The 17626-nt window shown below is 66.8% G+C and carries 15 protein-coding genes; 2 read left to right on the forward strand and 13 right to left on the reverse strand.

Annotated elements, in window-relative coordinates:
- Positions 1–944: 944 nt before the first annotated feature.
- The 4 genes from lipL to mutA all read right to left on the reverse strand — a co-directional run bounded on the left by lipL (position 945) and on the right by mutA (position 7388).
- Entirely contained in the window at positions 945–2213 is a 1269-nt protein-coding gene (gene lipL, locus CG716_RS07770; protein ID WP_234817749.1) for an esterase/beta-lactamase LipL, read from the reverse strand.
- A 73-nt stretch (positions 2214–2286) separates the two neighbouring features.
- Positions 2287–3270: a methylmalonyl Co-A mutase-associated GTPase MeaB gene (gene meaB, locus CG716_RS07775; RefSeq protein WP_165774061.1), complete on the reverse strand. Its 984-nt coding sequence runs from the start codon at positions 3268–3270 to the stop codon at positions 2287–2289.
- A complete protein-coding gene (gene scpA / locus CG716_RS07780) occupies positions 3270–5525 on the reverse strand; it encodes a methylmalonyl-CoA mutase (protein ID WP_094478140.1) in 2256 nt (751 codons plus the stop codon). Before scpA ends, meaB begins: the two co-directional genes overlap by 1 nt.
- A 3-nt stretch (positions 5526–5528) precedes the next feature.
- Positions 5529–7388 carry a methylmalonyl-CoA mutase small subunit gene (gene mutA / locus CG716_RS07785; protein WP_094478142.1) on the reverse strand — a complete coding sequence of 620 codons (1860 nt, stop codon included), beginning with the start codon at positions 7386–7388 and terminating at the stop codon, positions 5529–5531.
- 98 nt (positions 7389–7486) lie between these two features.
- On the opposite strand from mutA, the gene CG716_RS07790 reads away from it, so the two are divergent.
- Complete coding sequence (locus CG716_RS07790) at positions 7487–8179, forward strand: TVP38/TMEM64 family protein (protein WP_094478401.1); 693 nt, start codon at positions 7487–7489, stop codon at positions 8177–8179.
- Here the strand turns inward: CG716_RS07790 and CG716_RS07795 are convergent.
- The 3 genes from CG716_RS07795 to CG716_RS07805 all read right to left on the reverse strand — a co-directional run bounded on the left by CG716_RS07795 (position 8172) and on the right by CG716_RS07805 (position 10818).
- Entirely contained in the window at positions 8172–8759 is a 588-nt protein-coding gene (locus tag CG716_RS07795; protein WP_234817750.1) for a hypothetical protein, read from the reverse strand. The genes CG716_RS07790 and CG716_RS07795 overlap by 8 nt on opposite strands.
- Positions 8760–9126: 367 nt before the next feature.
- Positions 9127–10371: an SPFH domain-containing protein gene (locus tag CG716_RS07800; RefSeq protein WP_094478146.1), complete on the reverse strand. Its 1245-nt coding sequence runs from the start codon at positions 10369–10371 to the stop codon at positions 9127–9129.
- A 12-nt stretch (positions 10372–10383) separates the two neighbouring features.
- Positions 10384–10818: an NfeD family protein gene (locus tag CG716_RS07805; RefSeq protein ID WP_094478148.1), complete on the reverse strand. Its 435-nt coding sequence runs from the start codon at positions 10816–10818 to the stop codon at positions 10384–10386.
- A 78-nt stretch (positions 10819–10896) separates the two neighbouring features.
- Between CG716_RS07805 and CG716_RS07810 the strand changes: the two genes are divergently transcribed.
- Positions 10897–11757, forward strand: coding sequence for an Rv1486c family protein (locus CG716_RS07810; RefSeq protein WP_094478150.1), 861 nt, complete (start codon positions 10897–10899; stop codon positions 11755–11757).
- Here CG716_RS07810 and CG716_RS07815 read toward each other — a convergent pair.
- Genes CG716_RS07815 through moxR1 form a run of 6 tightly spaced genes read right to left on the reverse strand, consistent with a single transcriptional unit; the run spans position 11726 to position 17500 of the window.
- Positions 11726–12781 carry a ferrochelatase gene (locus CG716_RS07815; protein WP_094478152.1) on the reverse strand — a complete coding sequence of 352 codons (1056 nt, stop codon included), beginning with the start codon at positions 12779–12781 and terminating at the stop codon, positions 11726–11728. The genes CG716_RS07810 and CG716_RS07815 overlap by 32 nt on opposite strands.
- A 9-nt stretch (positions 12782–12790) precedes the next feature.
- Positions 12791–13597, reverse strand: a complete 807-nt coding sequence (gene inhA, locus CG716_RS07820) for an NADH-dependent enoyl-ACP reductase InhA (protein ID WP_094478154.1) — start codon at positions 13595–13597, stop codon at positions 12791–12793.
- Between the two features lie 24 nt (positions 13598–13621).
- Entirely contained in the window at positions 13622–14383 is a 762-nt protein-coding gene (fabG1, locus tag CG716_RS07825; protein WP_094478156.1) for a 3-oxoacyl-ACP reductase FabG1, read from the reverse strand.
- A 53-nt stretch (positions 14384–14436) separates the two neighbouring features.
- Positions 14437–15444, reverse strand: a complete 1008-nt coding sequence (locus CG716_RS07830; RefSeq protein ID WP_094478158.1) for a VWA domain-containing protein — start codon at positions 15442–15444, stop codon at positions 14437–14439.
- A complete protein-coding gene (locus CG716_RS07835; protein ID WP_094478160.1) occupies positions 15441–16385 on the reverse strand; it encodes a DUF58 domain-containing protein in 945 nt (314 codons plus the stop codon). Before CG716_RS07835 ends, CG716_RS07830 begins: the two co-directional genes overlap by 4 nt.
- Positions 16382–17500, reverse strand: coding sequence for a chaperone MoxR1 (gene moxR1 / locus CG716_RS07840; RefSeq protein ID WP_094478162.1), 1119 nt, complete (start codon positions 17498–17500; stop codon positions 16382–16384). Before moxR1 ends, CG716_RS07835 begins: the two co-directional genes overlap by 4 nt.
- Positions 17501–17626: the final 126 nt, after the last annotated feature.

Consider the following 17626-nt stretch of genomic DNA (forward strand, 5'->3'; position numbering starts at 1 on the left):
GTCGAAGTTGCCAATGTGCTGGGTAGCTTAGCCGTTTTTCGTTAAGACCGCGAGAAATGTTTGATGTTTTTGATTAGGGATTGGGCAATGTGACCTTTGGCCCTAACGTCGTGCCCGGTCAGGCGCGGATCCGATAGCTGCGCTTGCCGCCACGGATACCCCAGAGATCGTCGTTACCGTATTGAGATGACCGTCAAAAATCGTTTTGAACTGGCATTTTCTTGTGGAGCCACCGGCGTGTCGGCACCCCGGCGGGCTCCCGACACGCCGCCCGGGGAGGCAAGCTGGAAGTTGCAGAGTGTTTACTATCGCAATTCTGACACAAATTGGTATCAACGCGGTTATAGCAAATAATCGGAATGTCGGGAATTGGAGACCGATGCTAAACAATCGGAATAGCGTTGCAGCCGCCCTTAAGTATCACCGAATGCTCATACAAATGCCGCGCGAGCGAGGCCGCGTAGGCTGGCCATCCTGAGAGTATCCGCAATCACACCTCAGGTTCTGAAAACCCGATAGCCTGCGAAAACCCTTCACCTACTTAGGAGATGGCTACCAACCTGAGAGTAGGCTGAGATTTCAATATTCCGATCGGATTAAACGTGACACAGGCCACATCTGAGATGTAGCGGAGACATCGATTACCGGATGTAAGGCATTTCTTGCCACAAGTCAGCAAACGCACCAGGATAAATGACCGGCTATTTGCCGATAATTGGCGAACTTTCGTCGGAAGATGAAGCTGAGGAAGATTCCGCCGACGCCTCGTGACATTTATCACCCCTTTAACCGCGCCTTGTGAACTCCCTGTGAAAGTTTGCTGGGGGCCCGTTCAGGAGCATACGGGGAGGTCAGCGAGGGACTCGCGAAACCCGGCGAGCAGGCAACACGCGGCAAGATGGACAAGGCAGCAAGGTCCTGATTGCAAGCAATCAGGTGACGAATTACCCTGCGACGACCCCAGACGACAACGGCCCGAACGGGGCACCGAACTCCGCGACAGGAGTGAAGCCATGCTGGCGGGCTGCCGCCGCACCCCGCCGAATCAGCGCCGCAGTCGCGACGAAGCCGGCCTGGTCGGCGACCACGAGCGGAGTCAGCAACCGATTGTGGACGAAACTGAACGACAACCCCGCCTCCGGGATCGCCCAGCCCAGTGAACCGCCCAGTCCGACGTGCCCGAATCCGGGCAGCACTCCCGGGATGGGCAGCGAGTGATAACCGAGGTGGAAACCCAGCGGCATGATCAGGTTGCGGTCCGGGGTCAGATTGCGCCGGCCGGTGAGACCGGCGACCAGCTCCGACGACAGGAAACGCTGACCATCGATCTCGCCACCGTTGGCGATGGCGCCGTACATCCGGGCGAGGCCGCGCGCGGTGGCCACGCCGTTGGCCGACGGCAGCTCGCTGTCGAGCAGCGGCATCGCGCCCTGGACCGTCGACCGCATGCCGGGGAAGTACATGGACCCGAAGATCGCCGACGTCTCGAAGGCCGCGACCCGCGGCGCGATGGTGTTGAAGACCGGATTGGGAATGGCCAGTTGGGGTCCGATGATGCTGGCGGCCCGTGTCGGCGCGCCGGCCGGCGGCCGGCCAAGGTGAATGCCATCGGTATTGAGCGGCTCGGCGACTTCGGTGCGGATCAGATCCCGCATGCCCATCCCGGTGACCGCGCGGGCCAGGCCGGACAGCAGCCAGCCGTAGGTCAACGCGTGATAGGCAGGCTTGCCGAAGAAGCGGCCGACCGGCGCCGCCGCGAGACGTTCCTCCATGACGAGGTGGTTGAGCAGGTCCCGCCGGCGCACTCCGCGCAGATGCGACAAACCCGCGTGATGGCGCATCACGTCGCGGACGGTGATGTCCTGCTTGCCGTTGGCGCCGAACGCCGGCCAGTACTCGGCCATCGGGGCGTCGTAGTCGATCAGGCCGCGGTCGGCAAGCCGGTGGATGACGGTCGACGCGACGCCCTTGGTCGCGGAGAACACCATGGCTCCGGTGTCGGCGGACCAGTGTTGACGGCCACGCCGGTCAGACCACCCGGTCCACACGTCGACGACGGGCTGGCCGTCGAGGTAGACCGCCAGGGCGCCGCCGCCGAAGCGCGGGTGCGGGAACATCGCCGCGAAGCTGCGCAGCGCGAAGGCGAAGTTCGGGTCAGCGGCACCCTGCACCCCATGGGGCAAGGTGTCGTCTCTGCGAATCGCCTGAGTCACAGATGGGAATTTAACCGGCCTAAGCACAGCAGCAGCAAATTGTTGCCAAACTGTTAACTTGACCAGCGGCCCGTCACGTTGACTGTTCGGCGGCCTCGAGGATTCGCTGTGCCGCCAGCGCGGGCGTGAGTTCGCCGTCACGGACCTGTCGTTCGATCTCGGCCCGCTGCGTCCGGACGTCGGGGTGGCTCAGCACCCGGTCGAGGACGGCGTCGCGCACCATCGACCAGGTCCAGTCCACTTGCTGGGCGCGTCGGCGGGCGGCGAACTCGCCGGCTTCGGTCAACACATCGCGGTGTCGCAGGATGGTGTCCCACAGTTCCGACAGGCCGGTGCCTTCCATCGCACTCATCGTCAATACTGGTGGGCGCCAAATGGTTTCGCGTGGATAAATCAACCTGATCGCTGCCGACAATTCACGGGCGCACGCCTTGGCCTCGATGACGTGCGGGCCGTCGGCCTTGTTCACCACCACGATGTCAGCCAGCTCGAGGACACCCTTCTTGATGCCTTGTAGCTGGTCACCGGTGCGGGCCAGCGTAAGGAACACGAAGGTGTCCACCATGTTGGAGACGGTCACTTCAGACTGCCCGACCCCGACGGTCTCCACCAGGATCACATCGAATCCGGCAGCCTCGACCAGCACGATCGTCTCCCGGGTCGCCTTTGCTACCCCACCGAGGGTGCCCGAGGTCGGCGACGGACGGATGTAAGCATCAGGATGCACGGCAAGCTTCGCCATGCGGGTCTTGTCCCCCAGGATCGAGCCGCCGGTGCGGGTCGAGGACGGGTCGACGGCCAGGACGGCGACCCGATGGCCCTGCTCGATGAGGTACATGCCGAGTGCCTCGATGGTGGTCGACTTGCCCACCCCGGGCACCCCGGTGATGCCGACGTGGAGAGACTTGCCCGCATCGGGCATCAGCTCCAGCAGCAAGCGCTGGGCCTGGTCGCGGTGGTCGGCGCGCGTCGATTCCACCAGGGTGATGGCCCGCGACAGCGCCGCCCGATCACCGCTGCGGATCGCCCCGGCCAGTGCTGCGACGTCGAGAGGCATCAGGTGAGGTCGTACCCGAGCCGCTCGGCGAGCTTGTGCAGCAGATCGGCGGCGGCGTCGGCGATGACGGTGCCGGGCGGGAATATCGCCGTGGCGCCGGCGGCATAAAGCTCGTCGAAGTCACCCGGCGGAATGACCCCGCCGACCACAACCATGATGTCGGGGCGCCCGACCTCGGCGAGGGCGTCGCGCAGAGCGGGAACCAACGTCAGGTGCCCGGCGGCCAGCGACGACACACCCACCACATGGACGTCATTGTCCGCGGCCTGTTGGGCGACCTCCTCCGGGGTGGAGAAGAGGGAGCCGACGTCGACGTCGAAGCCGATGTCGGCGAAGGCGGTGGCGATGACCTTCTGGCCGCGGTCGTGGCCGTCCTGGCCCATCTTGGCAACCAGGATGCGCGGCCTGCGGCCGTCGGCCTCGGCGAATTTTTCCACCAATTCGGTTGCGGCGCTCACATTCTGGGCCTTCCCGACCTCGTCCCGGTACACCCCCGCGATGGTGCGGATCTCGGCCTGATGCCTGCCGTACACCTTCTCCAGAGCGTCGGAGATCTCACCGAGGGTCGCCATGGCGCGTGCGGCGTCGATCGCCAGCGCCAGCAGGTTGTTGCCCAGCCCGTCCTCGCCGGCCACCCCCGAAGCGCCTGCGGCCCGAGAGAGTTCGGCGAGTGCTGCCTGGCACGCGGCCTCATCCCGGTCGGCGCGGAGCTTCTCGAGCTTGGCCAGCTGCTCAGCGCGGACCCTACTGTTCTCGACCTTGAGGACCTCGATGTCCTGGTCCTCGGTGACCTGATACTTGTTCACACCGATCAGCGGCTGGGCACCGGAGTCGATCCGCGCCTGCGTGCGCGCGGCGGCTTCCTCGATACGCAGCTTCGGGATGCCCTCACTGATGGCCTGCGCCATGCCGCCGTGCTCGGCCACCTCGGCGATATGTGCTCGGGCCTTCTCGGCCAGCTGGTAGGTCAACCATTCGACGTAGTAGGAGCCGGCCCACGGGTCGATGGGCCGAGTCGTCCCGGACTCCTGCTGTAGCAGCAGCTGCGTGTTGCGGGCGATGCGCGCGGAGAAGTCGGTGGGCAGCGCCAGCGCCTCGTCGAGTGCGTTGGTGTGCAGCGACTGGGTGTGGCCCTGCGTGGCGGCCATGGCCTCCACGCAGGTTCGGGCGACATTGTTGAACACATCCTGGGCGGTCAGCGACCAGCCCGACGTTTGTGAATGGGTGCGCAGCGAAAGCGATTTCGGATTCTTGGCGCCGAACTCGGCAACCAGCTCACTCCACAGCAGACGGCCGGCACGCAGCTTGGCGACCTCCATGAAGAAGTTCATCCCAATGCCCCAGAAGAACGAGAGCCGCGGCGCGAACTTATCGACGTCAAGCCCGGCGTCGCGGCCGGCCTTGAGGTACTCCACACCGTCGGCCAGCGTATAGGCCAGCTCGAGATCCGCTGTGGCACCGGCCTCTTGGATGTGATAGCCGGAGATGGAGATGGAATTGAACTTCGGCATCTTGGCGCTGGTATAGCCGAAGATGTCCGAGATGATCCGCATGGACGGCTTAGGCGGATAGATGTAGGTGTTGCGGACCATGAACTCTTTGAGGATGTCGTTCTGAATGGTCCCGGCCAGCTTCTCCGGGGGTACACCCTGTTCCTCGGCGGCCACCACGTAGAGCGCGAGGATCGGTAGGACCGCGCCGTTCATGGTCATCGACACGCTCACCGTGCCCAGGTCGATACCGTCGAACAGCTGGCGCATGTCGAGGATCGAATCGATGGCGACACCGGCCATTCCGACGTCTCCGGCCACCCGCGGGTGGTCGGAGTCGTAGCCGCGGTGGGTCGCCAGGTCGAACGCCACCGACAGACCCTTCTGGCCGGCGGCCAGGTTGCGCCGGTAGAAGGCGTTCGATTCGGCGGCCGTGGAGAACCCGGCGTACTGGCGGATGGTCCAGGGCTGGTTGACGTACATCGTCGGGTAAGGCCCGCGGATGAACGGCGGCTCGCCGGGGAAGCTGTCCAGCGGATAGCCGGCGGCGGCGACCGCGTCGCGGTCGGCGCCGACGTAGACCGGCTTGACGGCGATGCCCTCGGGCGTCTGCCACTCCAGCTGCTCGGCGCTGTAGCCGTGAACTGACGCCGCGGCGGCGACGTGCTCGGTGACGGCGGCCTCGGTGGGTGCCGTCACCGGGCGCTCGCCGTGCAGTGGGACGTCGGCGAAGCTCGGTACCGTGCCGGTTGTACTAGCGGTCATGGGTCAGGCCCCCAATCGGGTGAGCAGGGACGAAAGCGCTTCGACTGCATCGATTTTCGCGGTCAGATACCCGTCGGGCTTCTCGGCGGCGTCCGCGACCGCCTTCTCCGGTCCGGCCAGGTAGATCTGGCTTACCCCCGCGGCTCGCGCGGCAGCCACCACATCGGAGGCATCGGTTCCGTAGCGGGCGTCGGTGCCGCAGAGCACCGCTACCGTGGCCCCGGCGTCGGAGACCGCGGCAGCTGTCCGGTCGGCGTCGACGGTGCCGGGGTTGATTGCTTCGATCCCACCGGAGGCCAGCAGGTTGGCCGCGAACGTGGCTCGGATGTTGTTCTCGGCCAGCGGCCCCAGCGGCAGCAGGAGGGCCACAGGCCGAGCGCCGGTGCGCTCCAGGAAAGCGTCGGACCGGTCTCGCAGCGCCTCGAATCCGGCCGCGTAGCGCCGCACGGCTTCCGACGAATTATATTGTGGCAGTGGAGGTTCGGACAGATTCGGGAACTCGTTGACCCCCGTCACCGCGGTCCGGCGGTGAGCGATGTCCTCGGCCCGGCGCGCCCGCACCAGCTCGATCTGCTCGGCGACGTGATCGCGCGCAGCCACGAATCCACCCCGGGACTCGATGTCCTGGAAGTGTGACCACGCCTGGGCGGCAAGGCTTTCAGTGAGGTCCTCGACGTACCAGGAACCGCCCGCGGGGTCGAGCACCCGGCCGACGTGTGACTCTTCGAGCAACAACAGCTGGGTGTTGCGCGCGATACGGCGAGCGAAACCGGCGCTGATCCCGGGGAATCCGCTGGGGATCGCCACGTCGAACGGCAGGACCACGACGGTATCTGCTCCCCCGACCCCGGCACCGAACGCAGCCAGTGTCGTGCGGAGCATGTTCACCCACGGGTCGCGCTGCGTCATCATCGGCAGCGACGTAACCGCGTGCACCGTGACCGCCCCGCTGTCGGGCTGGCCGAGCACGTCGGCGACCCGGGCCCAGAGTTGGCGGGCCGCACGGAATTTGGCGATCGTCATGAACTGGTCGTCGTCGGCCACCAGACGGAAGCTGATCTGTCGAAGCGCGTCGGCCACCGCGGTGCCGGCGTCGGCCAGCGCTCGCACGTACTCGACGGCGGCACCCAGAACACCGGCCAGCTCCCATGCCGCGTTCGCGCCACGGTTGTGGAAAGCGGGCCCGTCCACGGTGATGGCACGCACCCCGGCGCCACCGGCCACACGCTGTGCGACGCTGACGACATCTGCGAGAGCAGGCGCACCGAACCCACTCAGCGGCGCGGTGAGCGGGTCCGCGCCCAGGTCGATCGACATCGTGGCGCGCTGGGCGTCGGTGGCACCGGCCACCAGGGCCAGCACCGACTCAGCGGCGGCGCCGAACTGCGCGCCGGCGTCCAGGATCACCGGAGCGAGCTCCAGGTACACCCCCTCCAGCAGACGGTCGAGGTCGGCGGCGGCCACACCGGTCTCCCCGACCCGCAGTACCAGCGCGCTGACGCCGTCACCGAGCGCACCCAGGACCACGGAGTTACCGTCGGCGACTGCGCCGGTGAAACCCGGACCCGGGAAGACCTCGGCGACCTTCCAGCCGGCGACGACGTCACGGTGGGCGTCGGCGCCGCGGACGAAGGGCCACGTGCCGGGCAGCGAGGATTCAGGCAGGGTATCGAGCGAGGTATAGAGCGGCCGGATCGAAAAGCCCTCGTAGGTGGGCGACTCCAGCAGCGTCTCGGGTTCAGCGGGCAGATCCGCCGGATCCTTCCGGCTGCTCTTGGCCAGCACGCCGGCCACCGCGGTGCGCCAGCGGGCGCGTGCCTCCTCCACCTCTACTGACACCGGCAACTCCTGTTGTCGCAGCATGTGGGCGCCCGTACCCGGGAACGCCACCAGACCATCAGGCTAAATGATGGCCTCAGGCGTCACGCCGCCGACTACACCTGCCCGTAATCTTGGTCAACGTGACGTCGAAGACCCTCAACACGCTGCGAAGTGTGGGCACAGCGGTGGTCTCCACGGCACGCCAGGTGTCCCGAACCCGCATTGTCGTCACCGCGATCGCTACTGTGATTCTCGTCGCAATCGTCGTGCTGGTGCCGCTGCCCAGCGCATTGCAGTTGCGGGACTGGGCGACATCGCTCGGCGCCTGGTTCCCGTTGGCGTTCCTCGCCGCGCACATCGTCGTCACGATCTTCCCGTTTCCCCGCACGGCGTTCACGCTGGCCGCCGGGCTGTTGTTCGGGCCCGCGGTCGGTGTGGTTATCGCCGTGGTCGCGAGCACGGTGAGCGCGCTGCTCGCCCTGGTGCTGGTGCGTGCGCTGGGCTGGCAGCTCGGAAGGCTGGTCAGCCATCCCGCGGTGGACGCGGTGGATGCCCGGCTGCGGGCCAGTGGCTGGCGGGCGATCTTCTCGCTACGGATGATCCCAGCTGTGCCGTTCTCGGTGCTCAACTACGCGGCCGGGGCGTCAGCGGTACGAGTACTCCCCTATTTCTGGGCCACTCTGGCCGGACTGATCCCGGGCACCGCCGCGGTGGTGTTCCTCGGGGACGCGCTGACCGGCAATATCAGCCCGCTGCTGGTGCTGGTGTCGGTGTGCACGGCGGCCGTCGGCGTCGCCGGGCTGGTCTACGAGGTGCGGGCCGCGGCTAAGTAGGCGCAACCGCGGCAGTGTGACCGCGAAGAAGTTGTTCGATCCGATCCAGCAGTTGGGTCGGATCGGTGTCGGCGCCGTCGTTCCAGGTGACCAGAGCGCCGTACAGGTTGATCGGCTCGACCGTCAGTTGCAGGCCCAACATCACGGTGTTCGTCTCGGTAGCCGAATCCTCAGGGCGGTAAGCGATCTCAACCTGCAATGCCTTGACGCCGCTGACTGAGTTCGCGATCCACTTGGGGGTTATCGCCTCAATCTCATCCCGCGTGAGCTCCCCGGGATTGATCTTCGGATCGGCGACTCTGACCGTCAATGTCGACGGTGTAAAACGCAGCGAACATCGGTGCCACATACGGAAAGTGGCATACATCATGAGGAGCGTCGCCAAAATGAGCAGTATGCCGGCGAACCGTAGCCACACCGGGTTGCCGGGCACGTATCCGGCATAGATGCCGGCGATTCCCATCAGCGGAAGCGCGAAGTTCAGCAGATAGGCGCTTGCCTCATGCCAGGGAACGTACCCGCACACGATGTCGTCGGACGTTCGAGTGACACCTGCGCGCATTATGCGGCGCTTGCCCACGACACCGAAACACGCTCCGCAAAAGCAAATGACAGCCCAGTACCACGCCAACCCTTTCAGAAATGCCAGGACGGCCACGAGTGCGAATGCGATGCCGAGGGAGAACCCAAGCACGCCCGGCCAGCGCCGATTCGTCTCACTACCGACTTCCATGGTCTGCCTCCGCTTCCACTGCCGTCACACCGGTACGAACGGTCAATCGGATGGGTTCACGGACCACCAGCGAATCCCGTAGCGCGCTCGTGGTCAGTTGTACTATCAGCGTCCCCTCGTCCATCGCGACGATCCGGGACCGGCAGATACTGTCGAGGTGGGCGACCCACCGGAAGTCACAGCGATCTGACAGCAACGCCGGAGTTGGCCGCGGCTAAGTAGCGCGGTGCGAGCCGGGCGGCGGCGGGGCGTACTGCGGGTCGGCCGGTGGGGCCTGCTGCTCGGACAACGGCGGATACGACATCGGCGGCGGGGCGATGGCGTCGAGTGGCGGCACCGCGGGCGCGCCGACCACAGGCACGGATGTGCGCGCTTCGGCCTCGGCCTTGGCCACCGCTTGTGCGATCGCTGGGTCGGTCTTGGTGTCGAACCAGTCGGCCACTTCATCGGCGTCGTCGTCAGTCTTGGGAGCATCGTCGATCGGTGACGGGGTGTACCGATACACACCGTCCTCGCCAGGCGCACCGAGCAGCTTGGTGAATCCCTGCAGCGCCGAACCGAAGTCACTCGGCACCAGCCAGACCTTGTTGGCCTCACCCTTGGCCATCTGCGGCAGCGTCTGCAGGTACTGGTAGGCCAGCATCTCCGGGGTGGGCCGGCCCGCCTTGATGGCGGCGAAGGTCTTCTCGATGGCCTTGGCCTGGCCCTGCGCCTGCAGGTAGGAGGCGGCGCGCTCGCCCTGGGCCCGCAGGATCCGGGATTGGCGGTCAGCCTCGGCGGCCAGGATCGCGGCCTGTTTTGCGCCCTCGGCGGCCAGGATCTGGGCTTGCTTCTGGCCCTCGGCCTGCTTGATCGAGGCCTCCCGGCTGCCCTCGGCGGTGAGGATCATCGCGCGCTTCTCGCGGTCGGCGCGCATCTGCTTTTCCATCGAGTCCTGGATGGACGGCGGCGGATCGATGCTGCGCAGCTCGACCCGGGCCACCCGAAGACCCCAGCGACCGGTGGCTTCGTCGAGCACGCCACGCAACTGCCCGTTGATCTGGTCACGGCTGGTCAGCGTTTGCTCGAGGGTCATGCCGCCGACCACGTTGCGCAGTGTGGTCGTGGTCAGCTGCTCGACGCCGACGATGTAATTGCTGATCTGGTAAACCGCCGCCTGCGGGTTGGTGACCTGGAAGTACACGACGGTGTCGATGTTGACAGTCAGGTTGTCCTCGGTGATCACCGGTTGCGGCGGGAAAGACACCACCCGCTCGCGCAGGTCGACGCGGGCACGGACCTTGTCGATAAACGGGATCAGCAGCGTGAGCTGCCCAGAGACGGTCTTGCTGTAGCGCCCGAGCCGCTCGATGACAGCGGCCTCGGCCTGCGGGATCAGGGCGACGGACTTGCCCACGATGATGATGGCGAAAATCACCAGCACCGCGAGCAGGACCAGACCGGCTATGGCACCGTCCATGACGCGTTCTCCTTATTCGCTTTTCCAGACGACCGCGGTGGCGCCGTCGATGTGCATGACGGTGACGTGGTCGCCCGGCTGGTACACATCGTTGTCGTTGAACGGGCGAGCCGTCCAGACTTCGCCGTCGAGCTTCACCTGGCCTTCATGGCGCGACACCCGGTCGAGCACCAGCGCCTGCTTGCCTTCCAGGGCCTTGACGGGTTCGGGTAAGCCCTCGCCCGCGGTGAATTTCCGGCGCAGCGCGGGCCGCACCAGCACCAGCAGCAGCACCGAGACCACCAGGAACACCCCGCCGTCGACCCACACCGGTAGCGCGAGCAACCAGCTCGAACCGGCGGCGGCCAGCGCGCCACCGGACAGCATCAGCAGGAACATGTCGCCGGTCAGCGCCTCGGCACCCGCAAGGCCCAGGGCGAACACGAGCCAGATCAGCGCCGCGGGCATGGCGCCAGGATATCGCGGTAAACCACAGGGCGGTTGCAGAAAGCCGGTTCACGGCGGAGCCATTACACTGCGAGCATCATGTGGTGCCCAAGTGTTTCACTGTCCGTGTGGGCCAATGCCTGGCTCGCTGGCAAGGCCGCGCCCGATGACGTCCTGGATGCGTTATCAGCCTGGGCGCCAACGCATTCGGTGACCGCCTACGACTCCGTCGCGGCTGGCCATACCGGCCTGCCCTGGCCGGACGTCGATGACGCGGGCGCCGTGTCGCTGCTGCAAACGCTGCGGACCGTGGCCGGGCGCTCGGTCGATGCGCGACCCCCCGCGATCAGCGTCGCACTGCCGGTGCCCGGCGACGTGCGGGGCTTGGCGGCGGGTACGCAGTTCCAGCGCGACGCGCTGGCCTCCGGTGAGGCGATCATCGTCACCAGCCCGGCCGGCGACACCATCGGACTGGTCCCCGACTTCGAGTACGACGACACCGACGACGAGTTGCCCGACGGCGATCGGGTGCCCGAATTGTGCGCGCTGTCCTGGACGGTGTACTCCTTGCCCACCGCCCCGGTGTTCGATCACCTGGATCTCGGCGAAGCGGAGTACACCCTTCGATCGGCGGTGCGCTCGGCCGCAGAAGCGTTGGGCGCCCTGGAGCTGGGCGCCGCGGGCGGGATCGACGACCCGCGCGGACTCGTCGAGCAGGTGCTGGAATCCGGTCGGCATCATCGCGCCCCCGATCACGCTCCGACGCGGGCGCTCCGGGTGCTGGAGAACGCCGCGCACGTCGACGCGATCATCTCGGTGAGCTCAGGGCTGATGCCGATCGGCACACAGAGCGCTTCGGAGGCTCAGATCGCCAGCGAGGCCTTGCGGCCGCTGGCATCGGTGGTGCGCTCGGCCCGGATCGCCGCGGTTACCGCGATCCTGCACTCAGCTTGGCACTAGCCTCGCACGCGGGCGTGCAGAATCGTCCGTCGGCACTCGACCCATAGCCCGGAACGGGTTCGGCGCCAATCACTCTCGCGGGTTCGCGGCCATCCCGAACCTCGTCGACAAGGTCGAGGACCATCCTCGCGAAGCGCCGTTGCGCATTGGGCGTCGTCGCCCGCGCCAACGCTATACCGAGCGCGTCGGCCTGCTCGCGTAGCTCGTTGTCCAGGTCCCACACCACCTCGATGTGATCGGAGACGAACCCCACCGGACAGACAAGCACGGCCTTGGTTCCCGATTCCGCTAGCGTCGAGAGATGTTCTGCGACATCGGGTTCCAGCCATGGAACCTGCGGTGGTCCAGACCGGGATTGCCAGACGACGTCGTAGTCCGCGTAGCCGGCAGCGGCCGCGATCAGACCGGCGGCGTAACGGACCTGGCGGGCATACAGATCCGGGCCACACCGGTCGGCGGCGCGCAACGGGATCGAATGAGCGGTGAACACCAATCGGGCGCCGGCACGCGCCGCTTCGGGCAGTGTCGCGGCGGCGTCCGCGATGGCGTCGGCGAACATCGCGACCAGCAATGGGTGGTCGAAGAACTGCCGCAATTTCACCAGTTCGGGTGCGTCGTCGCCGACGGCGGCGCGGGCGCGGGCGATGTCCTCCTGGTACTGGGCGCATCCGGAATAGCCGCCCCAAGCCGAGGTGGCGAACACCGCGGCCCGCCGCACCCCATCGGAAGTCATTGCCGCGACGGTGTCTTCGACGAGCGGATGCCAGTTGCGGTTGCCGAAGTACACCGGCAGGCGTTCCCCCCGCTCGGCGAGTTCGGCGCGGATCTCCTCGATCAGGTCGCGGTTGATGCCGTTGATCGGAGATACGCCGCCGAAATGCAGGTAGTGCTCGGCCACGGCGGCCAGACGCTCGGGCGGTATGCCGCGACCGCGAGTGACGTTCTCCAGGAACGGCATCACCTGTTCGGGACCCTCCGGGCCGCCGAACGACAGGACCAGCAGCGCATCAAACGAGGTAGGCACGCCGTCCCTCTAGAGCAGCTGCGTGCTGGCGCCGCCGTCGGCGAAGATGATGGTGCCGGTCGTGGCGGGCAGCCAGTCCGACAGCAGGGCGCACACCGTCTTGGCGACCGGGGTCGGGTCCTTCATGTTCCAACCGAGCGGGGCCCGCTGATCCCAGCCCTCTTCGAGTAGCTTCATCTGGGCACCGGCCTCTTCACCAAGCGCGCCACCGACGATGGCACTCATCGCCAGGGTCCGGATAGGCCCTGCCGCAACGAGATTGGATCGCACACCGACCTTGCCGGCTTCGCGGGCGACGAACCGGTTCACCGACTCCAGTGCGCTCTTGGCGACGGTCATCCAGTTGTAGGCCGGCATCGCGCGCGTCGGGTCGAAGTCCATGCCGACGATGCCGCCGCCCGGGTTCATGATGGGCAGCACGGCCTTAGCCAGCGAGGCGTACGAGAACGCCGAGATGTGGATGCCCTTGGCGACGTCCTCGTAGGGCGCGTCGAAGAACGGGTTGATGCCCATCCCGGTCTGTGGCATGAACCCGATGGAGTGCACCACACCGTCGAGCTTGTTGCCCTCGCCGATCTCGGCGGTGACACGGTCGGCCAGCGTCGACAGGTGCTCTTCGTTCTGCACGTCGAGTTCGAGCAGCGGCGCGGGCTTGGGCAGCCTGTCGGCGATCCGCTGGATGAGCTTCATCCGATCGAAGCCGGTGAGCACCAGCTCGGCGCCGGCCTCCTGAGCGACCTTGGCGATGTAGAACGCGATCGACGAGTCGGTGATGATCCCCGTGACGAGGATGCGCTTGCCTTGCAGAAGAGTCATGTGAAACCTCTTGTCCTTTACCTCTTAGTGGCCCATACCCATGCCGCCGTCGACCGGGATGACCGCGCCGGCGATGTAGCTGGCGTCCTCGGATGCCAGAAAGCTGACCGCCCCGGCGACCTCCTCGGCCGTACCGACCCGCTTGGCCGGGATGAAGTCCAGCGCACCCTCCTGGATGCGCTCGTCGAGCGCGCGGGTCATCTCGGTGTCGATGTAACCCGGGGCGACGACGTTGGCGGTGACGCCGGCCTTGGACATCTCGCGGGAGATGGAGCGGGCCATACCGATGAGACCCGCCTTGGCGGCGGCGTAGTTCGACTGGTTGCCGATGCCCCACATACCGGACACCGAGCCGATGAAGATGATCCGGCCGAACCGCTTGCGCTGCATGCTCCGCGATGCCCGCTGGGCCACCCGGAACGCACCGGTCAGGTTGGCGTCGATGACGTTTTCGAAGCGCTCCTCGGTCATGCGGATCATGAACGCGTCCTGCGAGATGCCGGCATTGGACACCAGCACCTCGACCGGCCCCTGGTGCTCTTCGACCTCGGTGAAGGCGCGGTCGACCGCCGCACTGTCGGTGACGTCACACACCACGCCGAACAGGCCTTCGGGGGCGCCTGATCCGCGGTGGGTGACGGCCACCTTGTGGCCGTCGGCGGCCAGTCGCTGCGCGATCGCCAGCCCGATGCCCCGGTTACCACCGGTGACGAGGACGGAACGGGAGACAAACGGCGGTTTACCGGGGACGGCGGCGGTGCCGGCCGGATCAGCGGTATCGGTCATTGGAGTCAACTTAGTGCCTGCCGTCGGTCACGCCGAAATCGACACGAGCGGCATCAGCCCGGCAGGCGGCGGTTGATCAGCAGTGCGACCAGTGCGGCGACAGCCAGCACGAGCGCGCCGAGGCGCAACCAGCCGGTGCTGGCGTCACCCTTGATGGTCTCGTAGCCGATCTGGTCCTGCAGGGAGGTGAAGACCTCCTTGAGCTGCTGCAGACTCGACGCGGTGTAGGAACTGCCGCCGGAGAGCTCGGCGATCTTCCTGAGCATCTCGTCGTCAACGGGGACCGGCTGGCGCTGGCCGTTGATCTCCACGTAGCCGTACGGCGTGCCGAACGACACCGTGGATATCGGCACGCCCTGGTCCTTGGCCGTGCGGGCGGCGGTGAACGCGCCCTTGGGGTTGTCCGGGTTGGACGGCACGGTTTCCTTGCCGTCGGACATCAGCACGATCCGGGCGGGCGGCGGAGCGTCGCCGCCGCCGATCACGGCTCCGACAGTCGCGATGGCCTGCAGCGAGGTGAAGATCGCCTCGCCGGTGGCGGTGCGGTCGGCCAGCTGAAGCTTGTCGATCGCGTTCTTGGTGGCCTCGCGGTTGGTGGTGGGCGACACCAGCACGCTGGCCGTGCCGGCGTAGGCGATCAAGCCCAGGTTGATCCCGGGGGTGAGCTGGTCGGCGAACTGCTTGGCGGCTTCCTGGGCGGCGGCGAGCCGGCTGGGCTCGACGTCGGTGGCGCGCATCGACTGTGAGACGTCGATGGTCAGCATCACCACGGCGCGGTTGCGCGGGATACGCACATCGTTGGTGGGCCCGGCCATTGCGATGGTCAGCAGCACCAGCGAGGCGATAAGCAGGATGGCCGAAAGATGCCGCCACTTGTTAGGCCGTTTGGGCGCAACGCTTTCCAGCAGCTCCATGTTCGCGAAGCGCAGGATTCGCCGTTGCCGGGCGAACTGCATCGCGACGTAGAGCGCGACGAGTGCGGCGATGACGAGCAGGAAGAGGAAGAACCACGGGTGTTCGAAGCCGGACAGGGACATAGGCCCGAGTAACGGCAATCTCATTGGCTGCCTGCCAGGGCGCCGCGGCGACGGGACGCGACGAACCTCACGATGTCGGCGATCCAGTCGCGGTCGGTGCGCAGGGTCATCAGGGGCGCCCCGCAGCGGCGCAGGGTGCGCGCCACCTCCTCGCGGTGCACGGCGGCGGCGCGGGCGAAGTCGTCGCGCAGCTGCTCATCGATGGTGAACTCGCGGGTGGTGCCGGACTCGGTGTCCTGCAGGATCACGTCGCCCACCGGAGGCAGTTCGACATCACGCGGGTCGAGTACCTCGACGCCGAGGACCTCATGGCGCGCGGCGATGGCGCGCAGCGGGCGCATCCAGTTGATCGGGCCGAGGAAGTCGCTGATCACCACGGCCATGCCGCGGCGGCGCTCGGGCCGGCGCAGGGCGTCGATGGCGGCGGCCAGGTCACCGCGGACACCGGCCGGCGCTTTCGGCATGGTGGCGATGGTCCGCAGCAGCGTCTGCTCGTGGTTGCGGCCCGACAAGGCGGGCACGCGGGTGATCCGGTCGCCGTTCGCGATGATGGCACCGATCCGGTTGCCGCCGCCACTGTTGAGGTAGGTGATGGCTGCCGCCGCCGCCACTGCCAGGTCGCGTTTCTCGCAGCCGGTGGTGCCGAAGTCCAGGCTGGCGGACAGGTCGATAACCAGCCAGGTCTCCAGCTCGCGATCGGCGATCATCTGCCGCACGTGCGGCACCTGCGTGCGCGCGGTGACCGACCAGTCCATCCGGCGCACGTCGTCGCCGGGCTGGTACATCCGCGAATCCCCGGGCTCGGAGCCGGGCCCGGGGATCAGACCCAGATGGTCACCGTGCAGCACTCCGTCGAGCTTGCGTTTGACCGTCAGCTCGAGGGTGCGCAGCGCAGCCGAGAGCTTGGCGTCACCGATCTCACCGCGCTGGAACGACGGCGGGTGGATGGCTTCGGATTCGCTCACCGACCGTTGGCACCCGCCCCGGCGGGAACCACCGGCGGCACTGAATGCCCTTGTTGCGGAACAGCATTGACCTGCGGAAGTGCGACGGTCTGCAGGATCCGGTTGATCACGGTCTCGGCCTTGATGTCGTCGGCCAGCGCATCGTAGGTCAGCACCAGTCGGTGGCGCAGCACGTCGGGGATGACGTCGATGACATCCTGCGGGATGACGTAGTCGCGGCCGCGCACCAGGGCCAGCGCGCGGGCGGCGGCGATGATGCCCAGCGATGCACGCGGCGAGGCGCCGAACGCCACCCAGGACTTGACGTCGTTCAGGCCGAACTGCTCGGGGCGCCGCGTCGCGGTGACGACCCGGACCACGTAGTCGACCAGCGCGTGGTGGACGAAGTTGTTGGCGGCGACGTTCTGCAGCCGCAACAGGTCACCGGTCTCGAGGATCTGCTTGGGCTCCGGCGGGGTGACACCCATCCGGTAGATGATCTCGCGCTCTTCCTCCGGCGACGGGTAGTCCACATTGATCTTGAACAGGAAGCGGTCGCGCTGGGCTTCCGGCAGCGGGTAGACGCCCTCGTTCTCGATCGGGTTCTGGGTCGCCATGACCAGGAACGGCTTGGGCAGCTCGTAGGTCTTGCCGCCGATGGAGATCTTGCGCTCGGCCATGACCTCCAGCAGCGCCGACTGCACCTTTGCCGGGGCGCGGTTGATCTCGTCAGCCAGCAGGAAGTTCACCACCACAGGCCCGAGTTCGATGTCGAACTCCTCGCGGCCCTGCCGGTAGATGCGGGTACCGATGATGTCGGTGGGCACCAGGTCGGGGGTGAACTGGATGCGGGCGAAGGTGCCGCCGACCACCTTGGCGAAGGTCTCGACCGCCAGCGTCTTGGCGACACCGGGGACACCTTCGAGCAGCACGTGGCCCTTGGCCAGCAATCCGACCAGGATGCGCTCGACCAGCTGATCCTGGCCCACGATGATGCGCTTGACCTCAAAGATCGCGCGTTCCAGGGTGTGCACCTCGCCGGCCAGACCATTACCGCCGGATGGCGCGGCGGCCGGGGCTCCGGTCGGCCCGGCAAACGCTCCGGGGCCCGCGGGCGACCCACCTGGTGACGTCATCGACTTCCTCCACAGCTGTTGGTTTTAGCGGGCACCTCGGCGCCCGAACACAACTATTCCAGGCGTTCTGGGATCCGTCGACGTGCCCCGTTCGCTGGCGCGTCGAGGAGTACGGCAAATCGACGG

It is taken from the genome of Mycolicibacterium sphagni, from assembly GCF_002250655.1.
Lineage (GTDB): Bacteria > Actinomycetota > Actinomycetes > Mycobacteriales > Mycobacteriaceae > Mycobacterium > Mycobacterium sphagni.